This window comes from Arthrobacter sp. Y3221160 (genome assembly GCF_059092585.1).
Genome location: NZ_JBNHHU010000001.1, coordinates 2,238,453 through 2,261,266, shown reverse-complemented (window position 1 = coordinate 2,261,266; position 22,814 = coordinate 2,238,453). Strand labels below are relative to the sequence as shown.

At 68.9% G+C, this 22,814-nt stretch carries 22 protein-coding genes; 12 read left to right on the top strand and 10 right to left on the bottom strand.

All coding sequences use genetic code 11. From position 1 onward, the window contains the following. The first annotated feature begins 26 nt into the window (after positions 1–26). Positions 27–1,409, top strand: coding sequence for an amidase (locus AC5RWG_RS10560; protein ID WP_494166873.1), 1,383 nt, complete (start codon positions 27–29; stop codon positions 1,407–1,409). Between the two features lie 103 nt (positions 1,410–1,512). Then, positions 1,513–3,006 (top strand): peptide MFS transporter, encoded by a 1,494-nt coding sequence (locus AC5RWG_RS10555; RefSeq protein WP_494166872.1) that lies wholly within the window; start codon positions 1,513–1,515, stop codon positions 3,004–3,006. Positions 3,007–3,201: 195 nt separating this feature from the next. Here the strand turns inward: AC5RWG_RS10555 and AC5RWG_RS10550 are convergent, their stop codons facing one another. Beyond that, positions 3,202–3,645: a DUF4190 domain-containing protein gene (locus AC5RWG_RS10550; RefSeq protein ID WP_494001911.1), complete on the bottom strand. Its 444-nt coding sequence runs from the start codon at positions 3,643–3,645 to the stop codon at positions 3,202–3,204. Between the two features lie 145 nt (positions 3,646–3,790). On the opposite strand from AC5RWG_RS10550, the gene pgm reads away from it, so the two are divergent. The 6 genes from pgm to AC5RWG_RS10520 all read left to right on the top strand — a co-directional run bounded on the left by pgm (position 3,791) and on the right by AC5RWG_RS10520 (position 9,742). Continuing rightward, positions 3,791–5,437 (top strand): phosphoglucomutase (alpha-D-glucose-1,6-bisphosphate-dependent), encoded by a 1,647-nt coding sequence (gene pgm, locus AC5RWG_RS10545; RefSeq protein WP_494013392.1) that lies wholly within the window; start codon positions 3,791–3,793, stop codon positions 5,435–5,437. 132 nt (positions 5,438–5,569) lie between these two features. Further along, positions 5,570–6,895: a uracil-xanthine permease family protein gene (locus tag AC5RWG_RS10540; protein WP_494013393.1), complete on the top strand. Its 1,326-nt coding sequence runs from the start codon at positions 5,570–5,572 to the stop codon at positions 6,893–6,895. A gap of 137 nt (positions 6,896–7,032) precedes the next feature. Next, entirely contained in the window at positions 7,033–7,242 is a 210-nt protein-coding gene (locus AC5RWG_RS10535) for a dodecin (protein WP_494013394.1), read from the top strand. Positions 7,243–7,249: 7 nt separating this feature from the next. Continuing rightward, positions 7,250–7,504, top strand: a complete 255-nt coding sequence (locus AC5RWG_RS10530; protein ID WP_494013395.1) for a hypothetical protein — start codon at positions 7,250–7,252, stop codon at positions 7,502–7,504. Between the two features lie 181 nt (positions 7,505–7,685). Continuing rightward, a complete protein-coding gene (locus AC5RWG_RS10525; protein ID WP_494013396.1) occupies positions 7,686–8,090 on the top strand; it encodes an ArsR/SmtB family transcription factor in 405 nt (134 codons plus the stop codon). Next, on the top strand, positions 8,087–9,742 hold the full coding sequence (locus AC5RWG_RS10520) for a SulP family inorganic anion transporter (protein WP_494074767.1): 1,656 nt from the start codon (positions 8,087–8,089) through the stop codon (positions 9,740–9,742). The genes AC5RWG_RS10525 and AC5RWG_RS10520 overlap by 4 nt, the downstream gene beginning before the upstream one ends. A gap of 24 nt (positions 9,743–9,766) precedes the next feature. On the opposite strand, the gene AC5RWG_RS10515 is transcribed toward AC5RWG_RS10520, so the two are convergent. Genes AC5RWG_RS10515 through AC5RWG_RS10505 form a run of 3 tightly spaced genes read right to left on the bottom strand, consistent with a single transcriptional unit; the run spans position 9,767 to position 12,223 of the window. Beyond that, positions 9,767–10,273, bottom strand: coding sequence for a hypothetical protein (locus AC5RWG_RS10515; protein ID WP_494049164.1), 507 nt, complete (start codon positions 10,271–10,273; stop codon positions 9,767–9,769). 28 nt (positions 10,274–10,301) lie between these two features. Beyond that, a complete protein-coding gene (locus AC5RWG_RS10510; RefSeq protein WP_494074766.1) occupies positions 10,302–11,423 on the bottom strand; it encodes a glycerate kinase in 1,122 nt (373 codons plus the stop codon). Beyond that, complete coding sequence (locus AC5RWG_RS10505) at positions 11,420–12,223, bottom strand: glycerophosphodiester phosphodiesterase family protein (protein WP_494074765.1); 804 nt, start codon at positions 12,221–12,223, stop codon at positions 11,420–11,422. The genes AC5RWG_RS10510 and AC5RWG_RS10505 overlap by 4 nt, the downstream gene beginning before the upstream one ends. 48 nt (positions 12,224–12,271) lie before the next feature. Here AC5RWG_RS10505 and AC5RWG_RS10500 point away from each other — a divergent pair, with 48 nt between their 5' ends. Continuing rightward, the gene (locus AC5RWG_RS10500) at positions 12,272–12,952 is read left to right on the top strand and encodes a hypothetical protein (protein WP_494074764.1); all 681 of its coding nucleotides are present in this window, start codon (positions 12,272–12,274) and stop codon (positions 12,950–12,952) included. 20 nt (positions 12,953–12,972) lie between these two features. Here the strand turns inward: AC5RWG_RS10500 and AC5RWG_RS10495 are convergent, their stop codons facing one another. The 5 genes from AC5RWG_RS10495 to AC5RWG_RS10475 all read right to left on the bottom strand — a co-directional run bounded on the left by AC5RWG_RS10495 (position 12,973) and on the right by AC5RWG_RS10475 (position 19,357). Further along, complete coding sequence (locus AC5RWG_RS10495; protein ID WP_494023945.1) at positions 12,973–13,797, bottom strand: HAD family hydrolase; 825 nt, start codon at positions 13,795–13,797, stop codon at positions 12,973–12,975. Between the two features lie 37 nt (positions 13,798–13,834). Then, a complete protein-coding gene (locus AC5RWG_RS10490) occupies positions 13,835–14,749 on the bottom strand; it encodes a carbohydrate kinase family protein (RefSeq protein ID WP_494049168.1) in 915 nt (304 codons plus the stop codon). Between the two features lie 41 nt (positions 14,750–14,790). Then, on the bottom strand, positions 14,791–15,576 hold the full coding sequence (locus AC5RWG_RS10485; protein ID WP_494074763.1) for an alpha/beta hydrolase: 786 nt from the start codon (positions 15,574–15,576) through the stop codon (positions 14,791–14,793). Positions 15,577–15,599: 23 nt separating this feature from the next. Continuing rightward, positions 15,600–16,679 carry a LacI family DNA-binding transcriptional regulator gene (locus AC5RWG_RS10480; protein ID WP_494001897.1) on the bottom strand — a complete coding sequence of 360 codons (1,080 nt, stop codon included), beginning with the start codon at positions 16,677–16,679 and terminating at the stop codon, positions 15,600–15,602. Between the two features lie 134 nt (positions 16,680–16,813). Further along, positions 16,814–19,357 (bottom strand): ATP-dependent DNA ligase, encoded by a 2,544-nt coding sequence (locus AC5RWG_RS10475; protein WP_494074762.1) that lies wholly within the window; start codon positions 19,355–19,357, stop codon positions 16,814–16,816. A gap of 82 nt (positions 19,358–19,439) precedes the next feature. Between AC5RWG_RS10475 and ku the strand changes: the two genes are divergently transcribed. Continuing rightward, positions 19,440–20,294: a non-homologous end joining protein Ku gene (gene ku / locus AC5RWG_RS10470; RefSeq protein WP_494001895.1), complete on the top strand. Its 855-nt coding sequence runs from the start codon at positions 19,440–19,442 to the stop codon at positions 20,292–20,294. 79 nt (positions 20,295–20,373) lie between these two features. Here the strand turns inward: ku and AC5RWG_RS10465 are convergent, their stop codons facing one another. After that, positions 20,374–20,616 carry a DUF2630 family protein gene (locus AC5RWG_RS10465; RefSeq protein ID WP_494024901.1) on the bottom strand — a complete coding sequence of 81 codons (243 nt, stop codon included), beginning with the start codon at positions 20,614–20,616 and terminating at the stop codon, positions 20,374–20,376. Between the two features lie 148 nt (positions 20,617–20,764). Between AC5RWG_RS10465 and AC5RWG_RS10460 the strand changes: the two genes are divergently transcribed. Both AC5RWG_RS10460 and AC5RWG_RS10455 read left to right on the top strand, forming a co-directional pair. Beyond that, entirely contained in the window at positions 20,765–21,508 is a 744-nt protein-coding gene (locus AC5RWG_RS10460; RefSeq protein WP_494024902.1) for a GntR family transcriptional regulator, read from the top strand. A 289-nt stretch (positions 21,509–21,797) separates the two neighbouring features. Beyond that, positions 21,798–22,787 (top strand): phosphotriesterase family protein, encoded by a 990-nt coding sequence (locus tag AC5RWG_RS10455; protein ID WP_494109615.1) that lies wholly within the window; start codon positions 21,798–21,800, stop codon positions 22,785–22,787. Positions 22,788–22,814 lie beyond the last annotated feature (27 nt).

The window sequence follows — 22,814 nt, the reverse complement described above, 5'->3', positions numbered from 1 at the left end:
GCCGGGCGGGGCTACGCTTACGGGCGATGACTGCTTTGCATGACTTGACGGCCGTCGCCCAGCGCGACGCCGTGGCCCGCGGCGAACTGTCCGCCCTCGAACTGACGGAGCATTACCTCCAGCGCATCGATGCCCTGAATCCCAGGCTCGGCGCCTTCATCGCCGTCACCGCCGACCAGGCGCTCAAGCAGGCACGCGCCGCGGACGACCACCAGGCACGCGGCGGGACCCTGGGCCGGCTGCACGGCCTGCCGGTGGCCTACAAGGACCTCACGGATGTGGCCGGCGTCCCGACCACCCACGGCAGCGCGGCCCTGGAGCATCGGCCCGCCCTGGCCAACCACCCCTTGGTGAACGTCCTCGAATCCGCCGGCAGCATCAGCCTCGGCAAGACCCAGGTCCCCGAATTCGGGCTGACCTCCTACAGCGAGAACCGTGTGGCGCCGCCGGCCCGCAACCCGCTGGACCCGGCGCTGAGCCCGGGCGGTTCCTCCGGCGGTAGCGCGGCCGCCGTGGCCGCCGGCCTGCTGCCCTTCGCCCCGGGTTCGGACGGCGGCGGCTCGATCCGGATTCCGGCGGCCGCCACCGGGCTGGTGGGGTTGAAACCGGGGCGCGGCCGGCTCCCGGCCGGCAGCATCGGAGACGACCCGGGCCGGCTGGTGGTCGCCGGGCCCCTGGCCCGCACGGCGGCCGATGCCGGGCTGCTGATGGACGCCATGGCGGACGAGCAGCTGGCCCGCGCGGCCTTCCCGGGGGAACCCGGTTTCCTGGCCGCCGCGCTTCGCGCCGAAGGGCGCTTTCGGATCGGCATCAGCACCGACTCTCCGTTCGAGTCCGCCTACCCGCTGTCGCTGGAGCCGGAGGCGCGCGAGGCGTTGGATACCGCGGTGGAGCTGCTGCTGGGGATGGGCCACGCGCTCGACGAAGCGGAGATCCGCTACGACAACCGCTACCCGGAGGCGTTTGCCACCGTCTGGACCTCCGGCCTGACCCGGCTGGAGCTGCAGGCCGGCCACGAACCGCAGCTCATGCCGCTCACCCGGTCCTTCCGCCGCCGCGCCCTGAAGCGCGGGCCGGAGGCGCTGCCGGACGCCTTGGCCACGCTGGCGCGTTTCCAGGACGACACCCGGGCACAGTTCGGCCGGTACGACCTGGTTCTGACGCCCGCGCTGGCCCAGACCCCCCGGCCGGTTGGCTGGTACACCTCCAACAGCGCAGACGTGGACTACATGCGCCAGTGCCAGTATTCGCCGTACACCTCGCTGGTCAACGTGTGCGGGCTGCCCGCGATCGCCGTTCCCGTCAGCACCACCGAGGAGGGCCTGTCCATGGGCGTCCAGCTGATCGGCAAGCCCGGCTCGGAGGCCATGCTGCTGGCCGCCGCCGCGCAGCTGGAGGGCGTGCGATGAATCCTGCAACCCCGGCCTGACCTGCGGATTTGCATTAACACGCCGCCCGGCCACGGGCGCAGAATATGACATTTCATGTAGGGGACTGTCAGAATAGAACACCGTGAGCAATACCGTGCAGTCCGGGAATCCGCAGCCGGAAACAACAAAACAGTCCACCCAAACCGGCAAAACCTTCTTCGGGCATCCACGGATGCTGGCGAATCTTTTCTCCGTAGAACTCTGGGAGCGTTTCTCCTTCTACGGCATGCAGGGCATCCTGCTCTACTACATGTACTACTCGGTCGCCGAGGGCGGCCTCGGGATCGACGAAGGAATCGCCACCGGCCTGGTGGGCGCCTACGGCGGCGGCGTGTACCTCTCCTCGATCCTCGGCGCATGGGTGGCCGACCGCATCCTGGGGTCCGAAAAGGTCCTCTTCTACACCGGCATCATGGTCATGCTGGGCCACATCGCGCTGGCCCTGATCCCGGGCGGCGTCGGGCTGGCCATCGGCCTGATCCTGGTGGCCATCGGCTCCGGCGGCCTCAAGGCCACCGCCAGCTCGCTGGTCGGCTCGCTCTACAGCCTGAAGGACGACCGCCGCGACGCCGGCTTCTCCATCTTCTACATGGGCGTGAACATCGGCGGCCTCTTCGGCCCGCTGCTCACCGGCCTGGCCCAGGTGCAGCTCGGTTTCCACTACGGCTTCGGCCTGGCGGCGCTGGGCATGGCCATCGGCCTGACCCAGTACGCCCTGACCCGCAAGAACCTGCCCGAGGCCGCGCACCATGTGGCCAACCCGCTGCCGCGGGGCAACTACGGCAAGGTCGCCGCCGCGGCCGTGGCCGCCGTCGTCGTCATGGTGCTGCTGGTGGCCTTCGGCCTGGTGACCGCCTCGAACCTGGCCCCGATCATGGCCTGGCTGGCGATCATCGCCGCCGTGGTCTACTTCGTGGTGATCCTCTTCAGCAAGCAGGTCGACGCCGTGGAGCGCAAGCGCGTCTATGCCTTCATCCCGCTGTTCATCGCCTCCGCCGCGTTCTGGGCGCTGTTCCAGCAGCAGTTCACCGTGGTGGCCCTGTACGCGGACAAGCAGCTGGACCGCACGCTGGGCGGCTGGGAAATGCCGGCCAGCTGGGTGCAGTCCATCAACCCGGTCTTCATCATCATCTTCGCCGGCATCTTCGCTGCCCTGTGGACCAAGCTCGGCCCCAAGCAGCCCAGCTCGCCGCTGAAGTTCGCCCTGGGCCTGGTCGTGATGGGCCTGGCGTTCCTGGCGTTCATCCCGCTCACCGGCGGCGGCGCCAACTCCACCCCGCTGCTGGCCATGGTCGGCATCCTGTTCCTGTTCACCATGGCGGAATTGTTCCTCTCCCCGACCGGCTCCTCGGTGTCCACCAAGCTGGCGCCGAAGGCCTTCCAGACCCAGATGGTGGCGCTGTTCCTGCTCTCCATCTCGCTGGGCACCACGCTGGCGGGCATCCTGGCCGGCTACTACGACCCGGCGAATGAAGCCCCGTACTTCGGCTTCATCGGGGTGACGGCGATCATCCTCGGCGTCGGCCTGGCCGCGGCCGTGCCGTCCCTGAAGAAGCTGATGGGCGGCATCCGCTAGGACGGAACCTTAACGACGATGGCGATGCCCGGGCGGAGATTCACTCCCGCCCGGGCATCGCCGTCGTGAGGGGCCTTTTCCTCATCCACTTTTCAGCTCCGGCCCCTTCTGAGCACTCAGCAGGGCAGGAGCTGAATAGTCGACGGGGGGAAGCGGGTGAAGCCGACCAGCGACGTAACGAGGCGCCGGCCGGACCTACGCCCCGGCGAGGACGCCGATGAAGATCAGCAGGCACCAGATGCCGGTGACCGCGTAGCCCATGATCAGGCCGGCCAGCGCCATGCTGCGGCCGGCCGGTTCCTTCCCCAGCGCGATGTGGCCGAACACGATGGCCAGGACCTGCGGGACCAGCATGAAGCCGAACGTGACCACGGAGACGATGCCCAGCACCAGCGCCGCGATGCTCAGCCCCTTCGGCTCGACCTGCGGCGTGTAGTACATCGGCTGGTTGTAGTCCGGTCCGCCGTACGGCTGCTGCCCGGTATACGGCTGCGCGCCGGGGCCGGGCTGGTAGGAGTACGGGTTCCCCGCCTCGGGCAGCGCCGGCGGCTGCGGCAAGGCCTGGCCCGCATTGGGATCGGTGTACCACCCCGGGTGCTTCGGGTCGTTGAAGGGCGGCCTGTTCTCCGTGCCGGACATACTGTTGATTCCCCCTGAAATTGATTCGCTGCTGCGCAGCTTCGGTGCTGCCTACCAGTCTAGGCGCGCGGGAAGATCGGGGCCTATCGGGCGGGATCCGCCACCCGATCGCCACGGATCGATAGTTTTTTGGCATGCTGGAGGGATGGCAAACCGTGCGGGCACAGTGGCCCTTCCCAGCGACCTTGTTGACCTGACCGCGCTCCGCGACGCGTACTTCAACGTCAAGCCGGATCCGGCCGACCCGTCCCAGCGCGTGGTTTTCGGCACCTCAGGGCACCGCGGCTCCAGCCTGAAGGCATCCTTCAATGAGGACCACATCGCCGCCATCACGCAGGCGATCGTGGAGTACCGCGCCGGGCAGGGCATCGCCGGACCGCTGTTCGTCGGCAAAGACACGCATTCCCTCTCGGATCCGGCCCAGGACACCGCCCTCGAGGTGCTGGCCGGAAACGGTGTGGCAGTGCTGGTCGATTCCCGGACCGGGTGGACCCCGACGCCGGCGGTCAGCCACGCAATCCTCACCCATAACGCGGCCCATCCGGATGCCCAGGCCGACGGCATCGTGATCACCCCCTCGCACAACCCGCCCGGCGACGGGGGCTTCAAGTACAACCCGCCGCACGGCGGTCCGGCCGACTCGGATGCCACCGGGTGGATTGCCGCCCGCGCCAACGAACTGCTGGAGGCGGGCCTGCGCGGCGTCAAGCGGATCACGCTGGGACAGGCCCGGTTCTCCGGGTCCATCGGTACGTACGACTTCCTGGCCGCGTACGTGGACGACCTGCCGAAGGTGCTGGACCTGGACGCCATCCGTTCCGCCGGCGTGCGGATCGGTGCCGACCCGATGGGCGGAGCCTCGGTGGACTACTGGGCCGCCATCGCCGAGCGGCACCGGCTGGACCTGACCGTGGTCAATCCGGCGGTGGACCCGCAATGGGCGTTCATGACCCTGGACTGGGACGAGAAGATCCGGATGGACTGCTCGTCGCCGTCGGCAATGGCCTCGCTGATCAACGCCGTTCGCGGCGGCGGCGCCGCCTTCGACATCGCCACCGGCAACGACGCCGACGCGGACCGGCACGGAATCGTGACCCCTGATGCCGGGCTGATGAACCCGAACCACTACCTTGCCGTGGCCATCGACTATCTCTACAGGCACCGGCCGGACTGGCCGGCCGACGCGTCCGTGGGCAAGACGCTGGTGTCCTCCTCGATGATCGACCGGGTAGCGGCCAACTTGGGCCGGCAGCTGGTGGAAGTTCCCGTGGGCTTCAAGTGGTTCGTGCCCGGGCTGCTCTCCGGCGAAGGCGTCTTCGGCGGCGAGGAGTCGGCCGGCGCCTCCTTCGTGCGGTTCGACGGCAAGCCGTGGTCCACGGACAAGGACGGCATCCTGCTGGCGCTGCTGGCCTCCGAAATCGTGGCGGTGACCGGAAACTCGCCGTCGGAACTCTATGCGGGGCTGACCGAGAAGTTCGGGGCGCCGTCCTACGCACGGATTGACGCGGCGGCCACCCGGGAGCAGAAAGCCGCGCTGGCGAAACTCTCCGCCGCCGACGTGGCCGCCACCGAACTGGCCGGCGAGGCGATTACCGCCAAGCTGACCGAAGCGCCCGGCAACGGCGCCCCGATCGGCGGGCTGAAGGTCACCACCGACAACGCGTGGTTCGCGGCCCGGCCCTCCGGCACGGAAGACGTCTACAAGATCTACGCCGAATCCTTCCGCGGCCAGGACCATCTGCAGCAGGTGCAGGCAGAGGCGAAGGCAATCGTGGACGCCGTGATCGCCTGATCACCGCCTGACAACGGAGGCCGGGCCGTTCCCGCCCGGCCTCCGCGACCGGTCGGGCGAGCCGGCACGCCATTCCGGCGGTAGGATGTCCCCCGGACATTTTCCCGCTGACTCCCCCCTAAGAGGCCCACCATGAGCACGCCTGCAAAATCTTCCCCGTTCCGTTGGGCCCTGCATGGCGACGGCAAGAACATTTCACCGGGCACGGTAGTCGGACCCCAGGAGCGGCTCACCTGGCCGCGCACCATGGGCGTCGGGGCCCAGCACGTGGTCGCCATGTTCGGCGCCACCTTCCTGGTCCCGCTGCTGACCGGGTTCCCGCCGTCGACCACGCTGCTGTTCTCCGGCGTGGGCACCATTCTGTTTTTGATCATCACGGCAGGCAGGGTCCCCAGTTACCTGGGCTCCAGCTTCGCGTTCATCGCCCCGATCGGCGCCGCCATGAATCAGCACGGAATGGGCGGAGCGCTCGGCGGCCTCATCATGGCCGGTGCCTTGCTCTTCCTGGTCGGCGCGCTGGTGCACAAGGCCGGCACGCGCTGGATCAACGTGGTGATGCCGCCGGTGGTCACCGGCGCCATTGTTGCGCTGATCGGGCTCAACCTGGCGCCGGCCGCCAAGCAGAACTTCGAGAAGGGGCCCGTGACGGCGCTGGTCACCGTCGTCGCGATCCTGCTGGTCACGGTGTTGTTCCGCGGGCTGCTGGGCCGGTTGTCCATCCTGATAGGCGTGCTGGTCGGCTACGTGGTGGCCATCCTGCGGGGCGAGGTGGACTTCTCCAAGATCAATGACGCTGCCTGGATTGGTTTGCCCGAATTCCACGCGCCGGAATTCCACATCTCCCTGATCGGGCTGTTCCTCCCCGTCGTGTTGGTCCTGGTGGCAGAAAACATCGGCCACGTGAAGTCCGTGTCCGCGATGACCGGGCAGGATCTTGACCCCGTCACCGGCCGCGCGTTGATGGCAGACGGCCTGGCCACCATGCTGGCCGGCAGCGGCGGCGGCTCCGGCACCACCACCTACGCCGAGAACATCGGCGTGATGGCGGCCTCCAAGGTCTACTCCACCGCCGCATACTGGGTGGCCGGCATTGTCGCCATCCTGTTGAGTTTGCTCCCGAAGTTCGGTGCCGCCATCGCCACCGTCCCGGTCGGCGTCCTGGGCGGCGCCGGCGTCGTGCTCTACGGCATGATCGGCATTTTGGGGGTGCGGATCTGGGTCCAGAACCGGGTGAACTTCGCCAACCCCATCAACCTCTCCGTGGCAGGGGTGGCCCTGGTGATCGGCATCGCCAATTTCAAGTGGGCGATAGGCGAGCTGCAGTTCGAAGGCATCGCGCTGGGCTCGGCAGCGGCACTGCTGATTTTCCATGGCATGAGTGCGGTGGCCCGCTGGCGCCACACCGAGCCCGTGGATTCCGTGGAAGACGAGGGCGTCAGGCCGTCCAAGCTCGGCTGACCGCCGGGCGTGGCGGCCGCCTGGAGGCGAGGGCGTGCTCCGGGCCGCCGTGCCCTAGACCGCGGGGACATCGGAGGCTAGCGTTGCAGCCATCTCTCCCGCGGCGTCCGGCCCGGGACCTTCTCGAGGAGGAAAGCATGGCCAACCACGTCTACAACGTCACGGAGATTGTGGGTACGTCGCCCGACGGGATCGATGCCGCGGTCTCCAACGCCATCAACGAGGCCTCCAGGACACTGCGCAACCTCGACTGGTTCGAAGTGAAGTCCGTTCGCGGCCACCTTAGCGAAGGCAGGGTCGCCGACTGGCAGGTGACCATCAAGCTCGGTTTCCGGCACGAAAGCTGACCGACCCATGAGCCAGCCACGCGATGAATCCACAATGCCCGACGACGAGCATCTGCGCCACGACATCGGCGCCCCGGAGCCGGAGAACGACTCCGCCGCCACGTTCGACGGCGAGCACTTCACCTCCAGCCTGCTCAATGCGGGGCAGCGGGTACCGGGCCTGAGCCCGGACGGCGAATACCGCCAGAGCGAGGACCCGGAGCACGAGAACGAACCCGGACAGGACGGATTCGTTCCCCCCTCCGCCCCCACCGGCGGATAGCAGGCGGGAACTCGGCACCGCGGCACCGCGAGACGCGGGTTCGTGCGGCGGGGCCCGCGCGGCCTTGCCCGAGCGACGCTTGGCTGGTGAGGCGACGCGTGGGCCATGAGCGGGGCATTAGCGTGGCCTGCACGCACGCTATATGATGGCTTCCTAAAGTAATGAACTCTAGGGAGCCCTCGTGAACCCATTTGCCGCTGCCGACGCCCCGCTGTACGAAGTCAAGGCCAACCTGTTCAAGGGACTGTCCCATCCGGTCAGGATCCGGGTGCTGGAACTGCTCGCGGACGCTCCCGAGGTAACCGTGACCGAGCTGATGAACGAGACGGGCCAAGAGGCCTCCAACCTGTCCCAGCACCTGTCCGTCTTGCGCCGGCACAACCTCGTCCTGGCCGAACGCCGGGGCGTGCAGGTCTTCTACCGCCTGGCGTACCCTCAGGTGGCCGACCTGCTGACCGTTGCCCGCAGCCTCCTGCAGCAGCTCCTGCACACCGCAACGCAGCAACTGGCCGGCTTCGGTGCGGCCGACAACAGCCCGACGGCATCAGCCCGGGACGCGGGCACCAAACCGGAACCGGCGCCATGAAGTCGGTGAGGGCTGCGGCCGCGCTGCTGCCCGGCAAGGCCGATTACGCGCAGCTGCCGCGCACCTGGCGGAACGACCTGGTGGCGGGCGTGACCGTGGGTATCGTCGCCCTGCCGCTGGCCTTGGCATTCGGTGTCAGTTCGGGTGCCGGCGCCGCGTCGGGATTGATCACCGCGATCGTCGCCGGCATCGTCGCTGCCGTTTTCGGTGGTTCCAACATCCAGGTGTCGGGACCCACCGGCGCCATGGTGGTGGTGCTTGCGCCGGTCATCGCGAGCCACGGGGTGTCGTCGCTCGCGCTGCTGACGCTCATGGCCGGCGTCATGGTGGCCGCCGCCGGTGTGCTGAAACTGGGCCGTGCCGTCAGCTTCATACCGTGGCCGGTCATCGAGGGCTTCACGCTGGGCATCGCCGTCATCATCTTCATACAGCAGGTGCCGGCCGCCTTCGGGACGGCACCGGGGCCCAGCTCCAACGCGGCCGTGTCGGCGGTCGAAGCCTTGAGCACGGCCTCGTTGGCGGGCTTGTTCTGGCCCGTCATCCTGGCGTTGATCGTGGCCGGCATCATGGTGGCCGCGCCGAAGATCAATCCACAGCTGCCCGGCTCCATCATCGGGATCATCGTCGCCACGCTTGTGGCCCAACTGATGAATCTGGACGTTGCACGGATCGGCGAACTACCCGGCTCCTTGCCGGCCCCTTCCCTGCCCGCCGTCGACCTGGCCCTAATGGGCGCACTGGCCGCGCCTGCCCTCACCATCGCAGCACTGGCTGCCATCGAGTCCCTGCTCTCGGCCCGGGTAGCCGCATCCATCTCCGACACGGGCCCGTACGACGCCGACCGGGAGCTGGTGGGCCAGGGCCTGGCCTCGGTTGCCTCCGGCTTCTTCGGTGGGATGCCTGCCACCGGGGCCATCGCCCGGACGGCAGTGAACATCCGCGCCGGCGGGCGGACCCGGGCCTCCGTCGTCGTGCATTCCTTGGTGCTGCTGGGCGTCGTGTACCTGGCGACCGGGCCCGTCTCGCAGATCCCGCTGGCGGCGCTGGCCGGCGTGCTGATGGTGACCGCCGTCCGCATGGTCTCGCTGAACACCTTGCGCAGCGTGTTCGGCTCCACGCGGGCGGACACCACGGTCTTCATCGTCACCGCGGTCGTCACGGTGTCCTTCGACCTGATCCAGGCCGTGGTGATCGGCATCGTCTTCGCCGGGTTCTTCGCGCTGAGGGCGTTGGGGAATTCCAGCGGCGTCCACCGGGAGGACATCCCCGGACCGGCCGCAGACGGCGACGAGCAGATCGCAGTCTTCCGACTCGACGGCGCCCTGTTCTTCGGCGTGGCCGACCGGGTGCTGGAGCGAGTCTCTTCCATCCGCAATGTGCAGGTGGTGATCATCCGGATGTCCCAGCTGCAGATTCTCGACGCGACCGGGGCCAAAGTCGTGGCCGACCTGGTCACGGCGCTGGAGCGCCGCGGCGTCACCGTGCTCATCAAGGGGATCCAAGAACGCCATGTGGAGTTGGCCCGCCGGGTCGGGGTCTTGGAGTCATTGCGCCACGACCGGCACCTGTTCGGCGACCTGGAAGCGGCGGTCGAGCATGCCCGCAGTCACGTACGGCGCAACGGCGAAGCCCGGCACGCACAACAGGCCTAAGGCGCACCATCAGGCCCGCCTGCGTCAGGGGCGGTCGGCAGTGACGCCGCGACGCGCATCGCCCGCGGCCCGGTAGGCGAAAACCGTGGCCGCGATGGCCAGCCCCACGGCGATGATCCCGAACGGGTTGCACAGTGCGGTGGACATTCCCAGGGCGGACGGACCGGCCAGCAGCGACATGATGGACGCGCCCTCTCCGGCGCCGCCGCCGAAGTCCGGGACGGTGAAGCCGAAGGCGAACGCCAGCAGCCAGGCCAGCGCCGGCACCACGACGGCCCGCACCGGAAGCAGCCGGCCCCGGCGGGCGGTCTCGAGGAGCTTCACGCCGGTCAGCAACAGCAAGACCAGCAGCACCGGGCCCAGGCTGATGCCCAGCCAGAGCACCATCTGCCCGCCGATGCCAAACAGCACCCGTCCGGCCACCACCCAGAGCGGCACCAGCACCGCCATCGGAATCGCCAGCCAAAGGACCAGGGTGCGGAGAAAACCCTGGCGGACGGCCGAGGGCGGCGGGACGACGGTGCTGCTCATGCCCTCATGATAGGCGTCGTTCCCGGGCTCAAGCCCCTTCGAGCGCCTGTTGCGTGGCCAACGTGACATAGCGCGCGGCCTGGGCCATGGCCTGTTCCCGGCTGCCTGCCGCCTCGACCACGCTGGCGGCCGCGTGCACCCCGTGTTGGGCCAGGCGGTCCGGCGCCAGGTCGATCTGCCCGGCGACGACGACGGCGGGGATGCCCCGGGCCTGGGCACGCCCGGCGACGCCAAGCGGCGCTTTCCCGAATTCGGACTGCCGATCCAGCGACCCCTCGCCGGTCAGGACCAGATCTGCATCCGCCAGGGCGGCCTCGAGGCCCACCAGGTCCGCGACGACGTCGAACCCCGGCTCCACCCGGACCCCGGCCAGCGCCATGAAGCCGGAGGGGAAGCCGCCGGCCGCGCCCGCGCCCGCCACGTTGACGTCGCGGCCTGTTGCCTTCAGCAGCAGCTGGGCCCAGCGCTGCAGCGCCTCGTCGAGCAACCGGCGCGAGACCGCGTCGGCGCCCTTCTGCTCCCCGAAAGCGTGCGCCGCGCCGTCCGGCCCGTACAGCGGATTAGAGACGTCTGCCGCTATCCGGATCACGGTCTCCGCCAGGCGCGGGTCCAGGCCGGAGGTGTCCAGGTGGTCCGCGGTGGCCAGGGCCGCGCCGCCGAGCAGGACTTCGGCGCCGCCGCCGGTAAGGACCTTCAGGCCCAGCGCGCGGAGGGCCCCGGACCCGCCGTCGGTCATGGCCGAGCCGCCCACCCCGAGCACAATCTCGGTGGCGCCGGCGTCCAGCGCCGCCTCAATCAGCTGGCCGGACCCGTAGGAGTGGGCCGTGAGCGCCGACTGCACGCTGGGCTCCGTGAGCAGCAAGCCGGACGCCCGCGCGGTTTCGATCACGGCGGTCTTGCCCTCCGGCCGCTCGATCATGGCCCAGGATGCGGTGACCTCACGCTCCAGCGGCCCCACCACGCGTTCGGTGTGCTCGGCCGCACCGGCGGAGAGGGCAGCCTCCAAGGTGCCCTCTCCGCCGTCGGCAACCGGGAGCAGCTGCACTTGGGCGTCCGGGTAGACCCGCAGCACGCCCTCGGCCATTGCGGCGGCCGCCTCGGCGGCCGACAAGGTTCCCTTGAACTTGTCCGGTGCGATCAAGACCTTCATGCGGACTCCCTCTGCGGCCAACTGCCGCGTTCAGCCATCACTTCGGCCAGAATATCGGCGCGGTCGGAGACAATACCATCCACTCCCAGCGCCAGCAGGCGTTCCATCTCTGCGCGATCGTTGATGGTCCACACGTGCACGTGCAGTCCGGCCCGACGGCAGCGCCGCACAAACCCGGGCGTGACCACCGTAAACGGACCGTACTTCACTGGCACCTGCACCGCATGGACGCGGACCAGCCGGGCCAACAGGCCCGCCAGACCTATATAACCCAGAAAGTATATTGCCAGGGTCGCATATACTCCGGCGGATCCCGCGACGGGGCGGCTCAGGCCGCGCAGCACGCGGAAGCGGCGGCGGTCGGAAAAGGAAGCCACCAGCACGCGGTCGTGCGCGTCGTAGGCCTCGATCAGCCGGGCCAATTCGTCGGCGGCGGCCATGTCCTTCACGTCCACGTTCAGTCGCACGTCCGGCCACGCGGTCAGCAACTCCTCGAACGTGGGGATCGGCTCGCCGGAAATCCGGACCTGCGCCAGCTGGCGGGCCGTGTGCTCCGCCAGCTCCCCGCGGCCGTCGGTAGTACGCTCCAGCGTCCGGTCGTGGAAGGCCACCAGCACGCCGTCGCGGGTGGACCTGACATCGGTCTCCAGATAGGCGTAGCCGAGATCGACTGCCGCGCGGAAGGCCGCCATCGAGTTCTCCCGACCGTCCAACGAGAAACCCCGGTGCGACATGGCCAGGGGCCGGCCCTGCCCGGAACCGGGAAACGTAGGATTGAGATACGGGCTGGCGCTGCTCACCTTCGGTACTCTACCGGCCCCGCCACGACTGCCGATGAGGAGGAATCCATGCGTCTTGCCGTGGTGCAGGCTGCCGGGCTGCTCGGCGACGGGTCCCGGCCGCGGTGCCGGATGTGGCTGGAACAGGCGGCCGGGCTAGGGGCACGGCTGCTGGTGCTGCCCGCCGGGTTCGCCCCGCATTTCCGCCGCGAACTGGGCGGGCTCGCGGCGGAACACAGGGTCGCGGTGGCGGCCGGGAGCAGCAGCCACGGCAACGGCCCCGAACTGTGGCTGTTCGATGCGTACGGCGGGCTCCAGGCCTGCACGGACGCCGCCGCGGTCGTGCCGCTGGAGGGGCTGCTCATCGGGCTGGCTGCGGAGGACGACGCCGGCGCGGTCGCCCTGCCAGCGCCCGGCACGTCCCGCCGGTCGGTCTCCGACGACGGCGCGCAACTGCTCGTGGTGCCCGGCGGCAGCAGCGCCCGGGACGGCTGGTTCCGTGCACTGGCCCGCCGGGGAGCATCTGCACCGGCGGTGGCCTGGAGCGGGCCGGGCCACAGCTTCATCGCTGCACCGGAGACGGGGGTGGTGGCCGAGGCCGGCCTGTATGAAGAGCTGATCGTTGCGGATATAGAACCGCCCCGGCACAGCCGGAGCACCGGCCCCAGCTGGTTCGCCCGCCGGTATTTGGCCGAGCGCCCCGAAACGCGGCGCGAGGCGGCGCCCGCCGGAGCGGCGCGAGGCTCCTGACCCCGGGACCCACGCAGGGGTCAGGCCCCGCGCGAGGCCTGACTTCGGCCGGCCAGCCGTTCCTCGATCACCTGGGCGACGCCGTCCTCGGCGAACGCCGGGGCGCGGAACGGGGCTGCTTCCAGCGCGGCGCGGTGGCCGGAGGCCATCGCGTAGCCGGCCCCGGCCCACCGCAGCATTTCGATGTCGTTCGGCATGTCGCCGAAGGCCACCACGTCCTGGGGGCCGATGCCCAACGAACCGGCGTACTCGGCCAGGGTCACCGCTTTGTTGAGCCCCGGCCGCGCCATCTCCAGCAGCGGGTTGCCGGGGGCAGAATGCGTCACGGCGGCCAGATGCCCCACCGCCGGGCCAACCTCGGCTAGGAAGGCGTCGGGGTCGATGTCCGTCCCGCGGGCCAGCAGTTTTACGACGGAGTCGGAGCGGCGCAGGCTTTCCGGCAACAGTTTGGGCACGGTGCCGTCCAGAAGCTCCACCGAGCCGGGCTGCAGAAAGTTCGGTTCCAGCAGGAATCCCTCGGTCGTTTCCGCCGCGAACGTCACCGCCGGATGCAGGCCGAGGATGATCCGGCGCACCTCGAGAATGTTCGCGTGGGGCAGCGTCTGCGCCGAGAGCACCCGCTCGGCCACCAGGTCGTAGACCACGGCGCCGTTGGAGCAGATCACCCGGCCACGGTGTCCGATCTGTTCGGCCAGCGGAGTCAGCCAGCGCGGCGGCCGGCCGGTCACGAAGACAATTTCCACACCCGCGGCCGCCGCGCTGCGAAACGCCCTGACGGTGCGGGGGCTGATTTTGCCGTCCCGGCCGATGATGGTTCCGTCGAGGTCGCTGGCGATAAGGCGCATTGCACCAGTCTAGGGATGCCTCCGGCGGCGCAGGCGGCTAGCCCAGCTCGTCGCGGCGCGGCGGATTCGCCCCTGCCCGGGATACCGTGATGGCCGCGGCACGGGCAGCGTGCGCCATCACATCTTCGAGCGTGGCGGAGCCCATGTCGCGCAGCTTGCCGCGCCGGGCCGAACCGGAGAATCCCGCGTTCAGCAGCGCATCGAGCAGCCCGGACATGTACGCGTCGCCAGCGCCTACGCTGTCGACGACGGCCGACGCCGGTGCCGCGACCTCTGCCGTCCCGGCACGGACCACTCCCCAGCTGCCCTTCGCCCCGCGCGTGACCACCACCGCGCCCGGCCCCTGCTTCAACCACGAACGGGCCGTCTCCTCGACGGTACGGTCCGGGTACAGCCACCGAAGGTCTTCGTCGGAGGCCTTGATTACATCGGCCAGGACCACGAACTTTTCGGCCTGCCGCCGGGCGAAGTCCCGGTCCGTAATCAGCGTGGGCCGGCAGTTCGGGTCGTAGCTGACCAGGGCCCGCGGATGGGCCCGCTGGACGGTCCTGTACACCGTGTGCGCGCCCGGCTCCAGCATGGCGGCGACGGAGCCGGTGTGCAGCCAGACCGTCTCGTCGAGCAGCCGGGGCCGGATCTTTTCGAGGTCCGGCAGTTCCCAGAGCAGGTCGAAAGAGTAATGGGCGGCACCGGCGGGATCCAGGGTAGCGGTCGCAGCGCTGGTCGGCGACGCATCCGGATCCAGCGGCACCAGCACCGAGTTGCGGCGCAGATGGCCGTGGACCAGGTCCCCGAACCGGTCCTTGCCGTACCGGCCGACGAACTGGACCGGACGGCCCAGCCGGGCCAGACCCACCGCCACGTTCATCGGGCTGCCGCCGACGTGCACCCGCGGCGGCATCGTGTCGGAGCGGACGACGTCCACCAGGGCTTCGCCTATGACCGTGAGCACAGTGCCAACGTAGCAGAGCGCCCCCGGTTGCGGCACCGGCATCAGCCCAGGCCGGCCAGCACCCCGCGGATGCGCGCAAACGCAACAGAGGCAGGATCTATGAGCGCATAGTGGTCCCCGGGAACGAGCACCAGTTCGGCCGTCCCGCCGGCGGCCCGGGCGGCGTCGACGTAGCGCTCGGACAGTTCCCTCGGCACGTCGGCGTCCTGCTCGGCGTGGAAGGCGTAGACGGGGACCGGCAGCGGAACGTTCCGCATGGGATCGGCGAGCCGGTAGGGATGCGCGGCACCTGGATCAGCGTCCTCCGGCCGCCCGAGCAGGTTTTCGACGGCGCCGTCGCTCAGGCCCAGCTCGTGGGCGCGCGCCACATCCAGCACCCCGGACTGGCTGAGCACCGCAGCGAGCTCCACCCGTGGGGCCGCGCCGGGCACCCGCACCCCGGACTCCTCCGACCGCAGCCGGCCCCGTCCGGCCGCCCACACCGCCAGTTGGCCGCCGGCCGAATGGCCCAGCCCCACCACCCGCTCGAGCGCAAATCCGGACTCGTGCGCAACGTCGGCGAGCCGGTCGATGCCGCAGGAAACGTCGTCGAACGTCTCCGGCCAGCCGCCGCCGTTGCCCGCGCGCCGGTATTCGATGTTCCAGCAGATCCAGCCGCGGCCGGCGAGGTCCCGGGCCAGCGGGCGTCCGAGCTCGGCACCGTAGGCAGCGCGCCAGTACCCGCCGTGGATGATGACGACGACGGCGGTGTGCCGCCGCCGGGCGGGCACATACAGTTCCGCGTACTGGCCGGGATCCGGGCCGTAGCTGTGCCGGGTGCACTCCATCCCTGCACTGTAGCCGCCCGCCGCTAGGGAGCCCCGTTGGAGACGCTGTCCTCCACCTCGCCCGAGCCTTCGGCGCTGCCATCACCGGACATCCCCGCCACGGTGGTCCCCCGGTGGTTCAGCTTCCACGGCGCCGGCACCAGGCGCCCGCCGGCGGAGGCGCGCCCCTCCAGCCGGTCGATCAGCAGGTCCACCACGGTACCCACCAGCGGCTCCGGTCCCACCGAGCTCAGCGGCGGTTCGGAGTGGTGTCCCAGATCCGAGGTGTCCACGCCGATGATCTCCATCTCCTCCGGGATCCGGAGTCCCGCCGCGGTGGCGGAGCCGGAGACGCACAGGGCCTCCAGATCCGCAGTGGTGAAGAACGCCGTGGGCGGATCGGACAACTTCAGCAGCGTGCCGGTCTCCTCGTAGGATTCACGCCAAGACCCGTGCGTTGCACGCACCAGGTTTTCGTCCAGTTCTGCGCCGAGGTCGGCCATCGCCTGCCGGAACAACCCCAGCCGGGAACCCCGGGGACCCGGGGCGGGCCCGCCCCGGTGCAGCACGGCGATGCGGCGGTGCCTGGCAGCAAGATACGCAGCCGCCTCGGCGATGCCGACCTCCGCGTCCACTTTCAGCACGTCGAAGCCGTCAGGCTGCAGGAACTGTGACACGACCACCTGCGCCACGCCCCGGTCGGCGAGGTCGCGCAGGGTGTGGTCTTCCTCGGGCGTTTCGGTGCTGAAACCCAGGATGGCCCCGTCCGCGCCGCCGGAGAGCATGAAGTTCCGCCATGCCTCCTGGCCCAGCAGAACCACCACGCGGTACCCGTGCTCCGGCAGCACACGGTTGGCAACCTCCGCCAATTGCCGGTCCCAGGCCGAATCCAGGTTTTCCACCACGACGGCCACGGTGTCCGTCCGCCCGCGGCGCATGCCCCGGGCGGCGTGGTTGGGCACATATCCCAGCGACTTGGCCGCCTCGATTACCCGGGCTTTGGTCGGTTCGCTGATCCTCGTTGAACCCCCGTGCCGGCCGGACAAGACGTATGAGACCGTTGCCAGCGAAACGCCGGCCCGCTCGGCGACGTCGCGAATAGTCGGCTTAAATGAACTCCCCATGATGCAGTTCTGCCTTCTTCCCCAAGAATCATCCCCCGAAACTTCCCCCCAGAAGTTCCCCTTGGTAAAGACTAACGATTCATCGGCAGAATGATAGGGGTAGGGTCAAAATTTTTGAGCGGCAGCTCCGCGGATCAGGCCTGGAACTGCGGGATTTCGACGACGACATCCGACGGCTTCTTGTCCGGCCGGAAGCCGCGCCAGACCGGGTGGCGGAGCTTTCCGGATCCGGTGCGTTCGCTGAACTGGACCTCGCCGACCAGCGCGGGCCGCACCCAGTTCGCGTCGGAGGCGTCTGCCGCCGGAACGCCCTCCAGCGGCGGGGTCTTGCGTGACATCTTCTTTAGCCGTGCACCGATTTCGGCCAGTTCGCGCTCCGTCAGCCCGGATCCGACGCGGCCAAGGTAGCTCAGCTCCACGCCGTCGGGCACGGCCACCAGCAGCGAGCCGACCTTGCGGGCGCGCGAGCCCTTGCCCGGCCGCCAGCCCACGATGACCACTTCCTGCGTCAGCTGGTTCTTGATCTTGATCCAACTCCTCGTCCGTAGGCCCGGCGCGTAGTTGCTGTCCGTGCGCTTGGCGATAATGCCTTCCAGGCCGACCTCCCGGCTGGCTGCGACCGCTTCGGCCACGCTGGCATCCAGCTCCGGCGGCACCTGGATATGTCCGTCGTCCGGCGTCTCCACCGCTTCCTTGAGGATTTCCCGCCGCTGGGAGTATTCCAGCCCAAGTGTTGGTGTTCCGTCCAGTTCCAGCAAATCGAAGAGGAAGTACTCCACCGGGTATTTCGCGGCCGCGCGCTCTATATCCGCTTTTTTGGTGAGGTTCATGCGGTTCTGCAGGCGGCCGAAATCCGGCCGTCCTTTGGCATCGAGCGCGACGATCTCGCCGTCCAGCACCGCGGTTTGGGCCAGGACGTGGTCTGGCAGGTCGGCCAGTTCGGGGTAGGTCTTGGTCATGTCGATGCCGTTGCGGCTGACCAAGCGCACGGACCCGTCGGCAACGACGGCGACGGCCCGGATTCCATCCCACTTCATTTCGTAGGCCCAGCCCTCATCCTCGTCGATGGAGGCCTCGGTGCCCTGCACGGCCAGCATCGGTTTCACCGCTTGCGGCGGCCGGGCGCCCTGAGGCGCGGAGCCGGCATCATCCGCAGGCGCGGCGGTGACGGCCGCCCGCCCGGCGCGCCCGGACCCGCGGCCGTCCGCCGTCCCCGCAGCAGGACGCGGCTGGTCCTTCATCAGGTGCATCAGCCAATTGTCCTTGCCGTCCTCGCCGCCGGTGCGGATCAGGGCGTAGCGACGCGGACCGGGGGGCCCGCCGTCGTTCGCCAGGCCGCCGTCGGGTCGCCCGTGCAGCACGATGATGACTTCCTTGCCCTCGCGCCACTTCTCCACTTCGTAGGTGCCGCTGTCCCAGATGGTCATCACCCCGGCGCCGTATTCGCCCTTGGGGATGGTGCCCTCGAAGGTGGCGTATTCCATGGGGTGGTCCTCGGTGTGGACGGCCAGGTGGTTCTTACCGGTCGTGACCGGCGGTCCCTTGGGCACGGCCCAGGACACCATCACCCCGTCATGCTCCAGCCGGACGTCGTAGTGCAGCCGGCGTGCGTGGTGCTCCTGGATGACGAAAACCGGTTCATCGTCCGACTCGCGCCGCTCGATCACCGCAGGCACCGGCTCGGGCGTGCGGTCCGGGTCGCGCATCGAACGGTACGTGCTGAGCCGGTCCGGCCCCGGCTCCGGCAGGGACTGCTCGTCGGCGGTGCCGCCCGCCATGCCGGCCAGCGGGTCGCCGATCTCCTTGACGCGCTCGAGCACCTGCCTGAAGTCGAGGTGAGCCAGGTCCGGGTCTTCCAGCTCGGCCCAGGTTCGCGGCACCGCCACGGTGGGGTGCGGCCGGCCGCGCAGGGAGTACGGGGCGATCGTGGTCTTGGCCCAGTTGTTCTGGCTCCAGTCGACCAGCACCTTGCCCGTGCGCAGGGACTTCTTCATGTCGCTGACCACGAGGTCCGGATGGTCGGCCTCCAGCAGGCGGGCGAGTTCGTGGGCCACCTGGCTGACGTCCTCCGAGGTCTGCTTGCCGTCCAGCCCGGCGTAAAGGTGAATGCCCTTGGAACCGGAGGTCACCGGCCTCGGGTCGAGCCCCATCCCCTCCAGGATGTCCTTGATCAGGAAGGCGACTTCGACGCACTCGGCCAGCCCGGCCCCTTCCCCCGGGTCCAAATCCAGCACCATCCGGTCGGGATTGTTGATCTTGCCGCGCGGTCCGAACTTCCACTGCGGAACATGGATTTCCAGGGCCGCAATCTGCGCCAGCCACGTCAGGGTGGCCCGGTCATTGGCCAGCGGGTACACGTTGATGTTGCTCTTGTGCTCGATGGTGTGCCGCATGACCCAGTCGGGCGCGGACTTGTCCAGGTTTTTTTGGAAGAACACCTCGCCCGGTTCCTCCGCCGTGCCGACGCCGTGGACCCAGCGTTTGCGCGTCACCGGCCGGTCCGCAGCATGCGGAACCAGGAACTCGGCGATCTCCGAATAATAGGCGATCACCTCCGCCTTGGTGGTCCCGGTTTCCGGGTACAGCACCTTGTCCAAATTAGTCAGCCTGAGCCGGCGTCCGTCGACGTCTACGGTCTCCTTCTGGCTGGATATCCGGCTGGAATTCTGGCTGGCCATACCGCCAGTCTGTCCGCCGCGCGGCCGGTTGGCTAGGCCCTCGCCTCTGGCTTTGTACCGCCCGCGGGTGTTCACTAGTGGCATGAGAGCCATCTGGAAAGGCGCGGTGGCGTTCGGTCTGGTCAATGTGCCGGTCAAGCTCTACAGCGCCACCGAAGACCACGACGTGAGCCTGCACCAGGTCCATGACAAGGACGGCGGGCGCATCCGCTATCAGCGCCGGTGCGAGGTTTGCGGCAAGACCGTTGACTACCAGAACATCGACAAGGCGTACGACGACGGTGAGCACACCGTGGTGATCACGGACGAGGATTTCAAGTCCCTGCCGGTCGAAAAAAGCCGCGAGATCGAAGTCGTCGAGTTTGTCCCGAGCGACCAGATCGATCCGATCATGTTCGACCGCAGCTACTATCTGGAGCCGGATTCGAAGTCGTCCAAGGCCTACGTCCTGCTCCGGCGGACCCTGGAAGAGACGGACCGCACGGCCATCGTGCAGTTCGCGCTGCGGCAGAAGACCCGGCTGGCGGCGCTGCGGGTCCGCGGCAAGGTCCTGATGCTGCAGACCCTGCTGTGGGAGGACGAGGTACGGGAGGCCAGCTTCCCGTCGCTCGAGGAAACCGTGCGGATCTCGGCGAAAGAGAAGGAGATGTCCGCCGCGCTGGTGGAGTCGTTCTCCTCCGACTTCACGCCCGGGGACTACACCGACGAGTACCAGGAACAGCTGCGGACCCTGATCGAGGCGAAGCTGGAGCAGGGCGAGGCGCTGGATACGGCAAAGACCTTCGGCACGGACGAAGAGGAAGAAGGCGGCAAGGTCCTGGACCTGATGGAGGCGCTGCGCCGCAGCGTCGAGCAGAACCGGGAGGCCAAGTCTTCCGCCGGCTCCTCGAAGAAGAAGAAGTCAGGCTCCAAGTCCGAGGCGTCAAAGGGCGCCTGACGCGCGGTAAACGGACGACGACGGGGCGGGGGACGACGGCGGGGCGGGGCCCAGCCCGCCGGGACCGCCTGCCGCTCCGCTACTGCCGGTAGTTTTCCACTTCCCCGGCCGGCCGGGTCTCAGCTTCGCCCGGGTCCTCGCCGGCCTTGCGCTTGGCACGGCGCTGGCGCAGCAAGTCCCAGCACTGGTCCAGCTGCTCTTCCAGGCGGCGCAGCTCGGCGGCGCGGGCGGCGGCCTTGTCCGGCTCCTCCGGCGTGGAGTCGCGCAGTTGTTGTTCCTTCTCGACCAACGCGCTGATGTACTTCTGGATGTCCTGGTCCATGGCACGCCCCTCCCGGCGGTAGTCACCTCAGGCTACGTCGCACGCCATCCGCGGGCTAGGGCCGCCGCCTCCTCAATGGACTGCGTTCTGTGGTTGACTTCCTGCAGGGCAATCCCGGTGGCGGGCGATGTGGAGGAACAGAAGACTCATGGCATATGGCGAGCTCGACACCTCGTCCGGGGTACCCCTGTATCGCCAGATCAGGGAAATCCTGCGCAGGGAAATAGCCGAGGGGATCGCTGATCCGCGGAAGCCAATGACCGAGGCGCAGTTGCTCAGCCGGTTCGAAGTCAGTCGGGCGCCCATCCGGCAGGCACTCCAGGAGCTTGCCAGCGAGGGGTACATCTACCGGAAACAAGGCAAGGGGACGTTCCCGGTCATCGGCACCAGGGTCCAGCGGCCGGCCGACGTGCGCTCGGGGGCCCTGTACCAATACCTCGCCGAGAGCGGACTGCATCCGACGGGGAAGGTCGCCGGCATCGAACGGGTGGAACCGCCCGGCCGGATTCGGGACCTCCTGGGACTCGAAGCGCACGAGCGGCTCCTGCATTTCACCCGCCTGATCTCGGTCGAGGATGAGCCCCTCGTCGAAGCCGACGTCTACATTCGGGTGCCCGGGGACTTCAGCCCCACCGCCGCGGAACTGGAACGCGTTGGCTCCGCCTTCGAACTCCTCAAGAAAGAGTTCGGCATCGCACACGTCCGCGCCGAGCACGAAGCCTGGGCAACCGCGGCCACCGCCGAACAGGCCGCGACCTTCGGGGTGGCCGTGGGGAGCCCGCTGCTCGTCATCGAGACGGTCTTCTTCACCACGGGCGACCTGCCCGCCGGATGGCGCTCCGCAGTGCACCTGGCAGAGAAATTCAAGTACCGGTTCAGCACCGGGCAGTAGGCCGCGACCGCGCGGGAAATCCACCCCGTCAGCCAAAACGAAACGAGATGTTTTCCGGTCAATTGCCTTGACTTTGGCACTACATCATGTAAACCTAGTTGACAGGTAATCAAGGTCACATCAGCGGGAGCCCGCGGCCGTTAGCGGACGCCGGGCCTCCCGATGGGCTCCTCCTTCGTTTACTGCCGCCTGCACCGGTTTCGGCGAGGAATGAATCCAGAGGTCGCGGTGCATGATCCTTCCCCGCGTGACGTCTGCATGGCGTGGCGTCAGACGAAAGGTTGTGCCAATGACGGATACAACAACAACCCCCCACCCGACGGCCAATACCGTTCTTGGCCCCGTTCCCGCCCACGAACTGGGTGTGGTCGCGGTCCACGAGGCCCTGCTCTCGGTGGTCCCGGGAGCCCAGTACGCCCCGGACATCAGCATGGACCGGGCGGAGATCTTCGAGGTCCTGGCCGGAAAGCTGACCGACTTCCGCAGGGCCGGCGGCCAGACCATCGTGGACAGCACCGGCATGTTCCACGGCCGCGACGTGAAGCTGTACGAGGCGCTCTCGCGCTCGACCGGCGTGCACATCATCGCCTCCACCGGCATGGGGCCGGAGGAAATGCTCGGCGGCTACTTCCTCACCCCGCAGACCAACCCGCCGACCCCCTGGCCGGCCGAAAAGTTCGCCGACCTCTTCTCGAAGGAAGTCAGCGAGGGCATGGTGGTCCCGCGGGTCGAGCGCCGCGGAGCCGCCGGGCTGGTCACCAGCACCGCAACCCGCGAGGGCATGACCCCCACCGACGAGAGCTTGTTCCGCGGGGCGGCCCGGACCGCCCTGGCCACCGGCATCCCGGTCTCCATCCGCTACGGCGCCGACGCCCTGCACGACCTCGACGTCGTCCTGGACGAGGGACTGCCCGCCGGGCGGGTGCTCGTCGGCGGCCTGGACCGCCAGGACGCCGCGGCCGCCGGTGCGGCGCTTGAGGTGGCCCGCCGCGGTGCCTTCGTGGGCCTGGACCACGTGGGACTGGACGACGACGGCGGCTACCTCAGCGACCGCGAGCGGGCCTCACTGGTGCTCGAGCTGGTCGGGGCCGGCCACACGGACCAGGTCATCCTCTCGTCCAACGCGATCGGCGTGGCCAAGGGGCAGCCGGACTACGACCTGCCGTTCAGCCACGTGTTGACCACCTTTGTCCCCTTCCTGAAATCACTGGGCCTGGGCGACGACGACGCCCGCCGAATCCTGGTGGACAATCCGCGCAACCTGCTGGCTGTGCGCTGAGCACCGCGGCCCGCCATCAACAAGCTT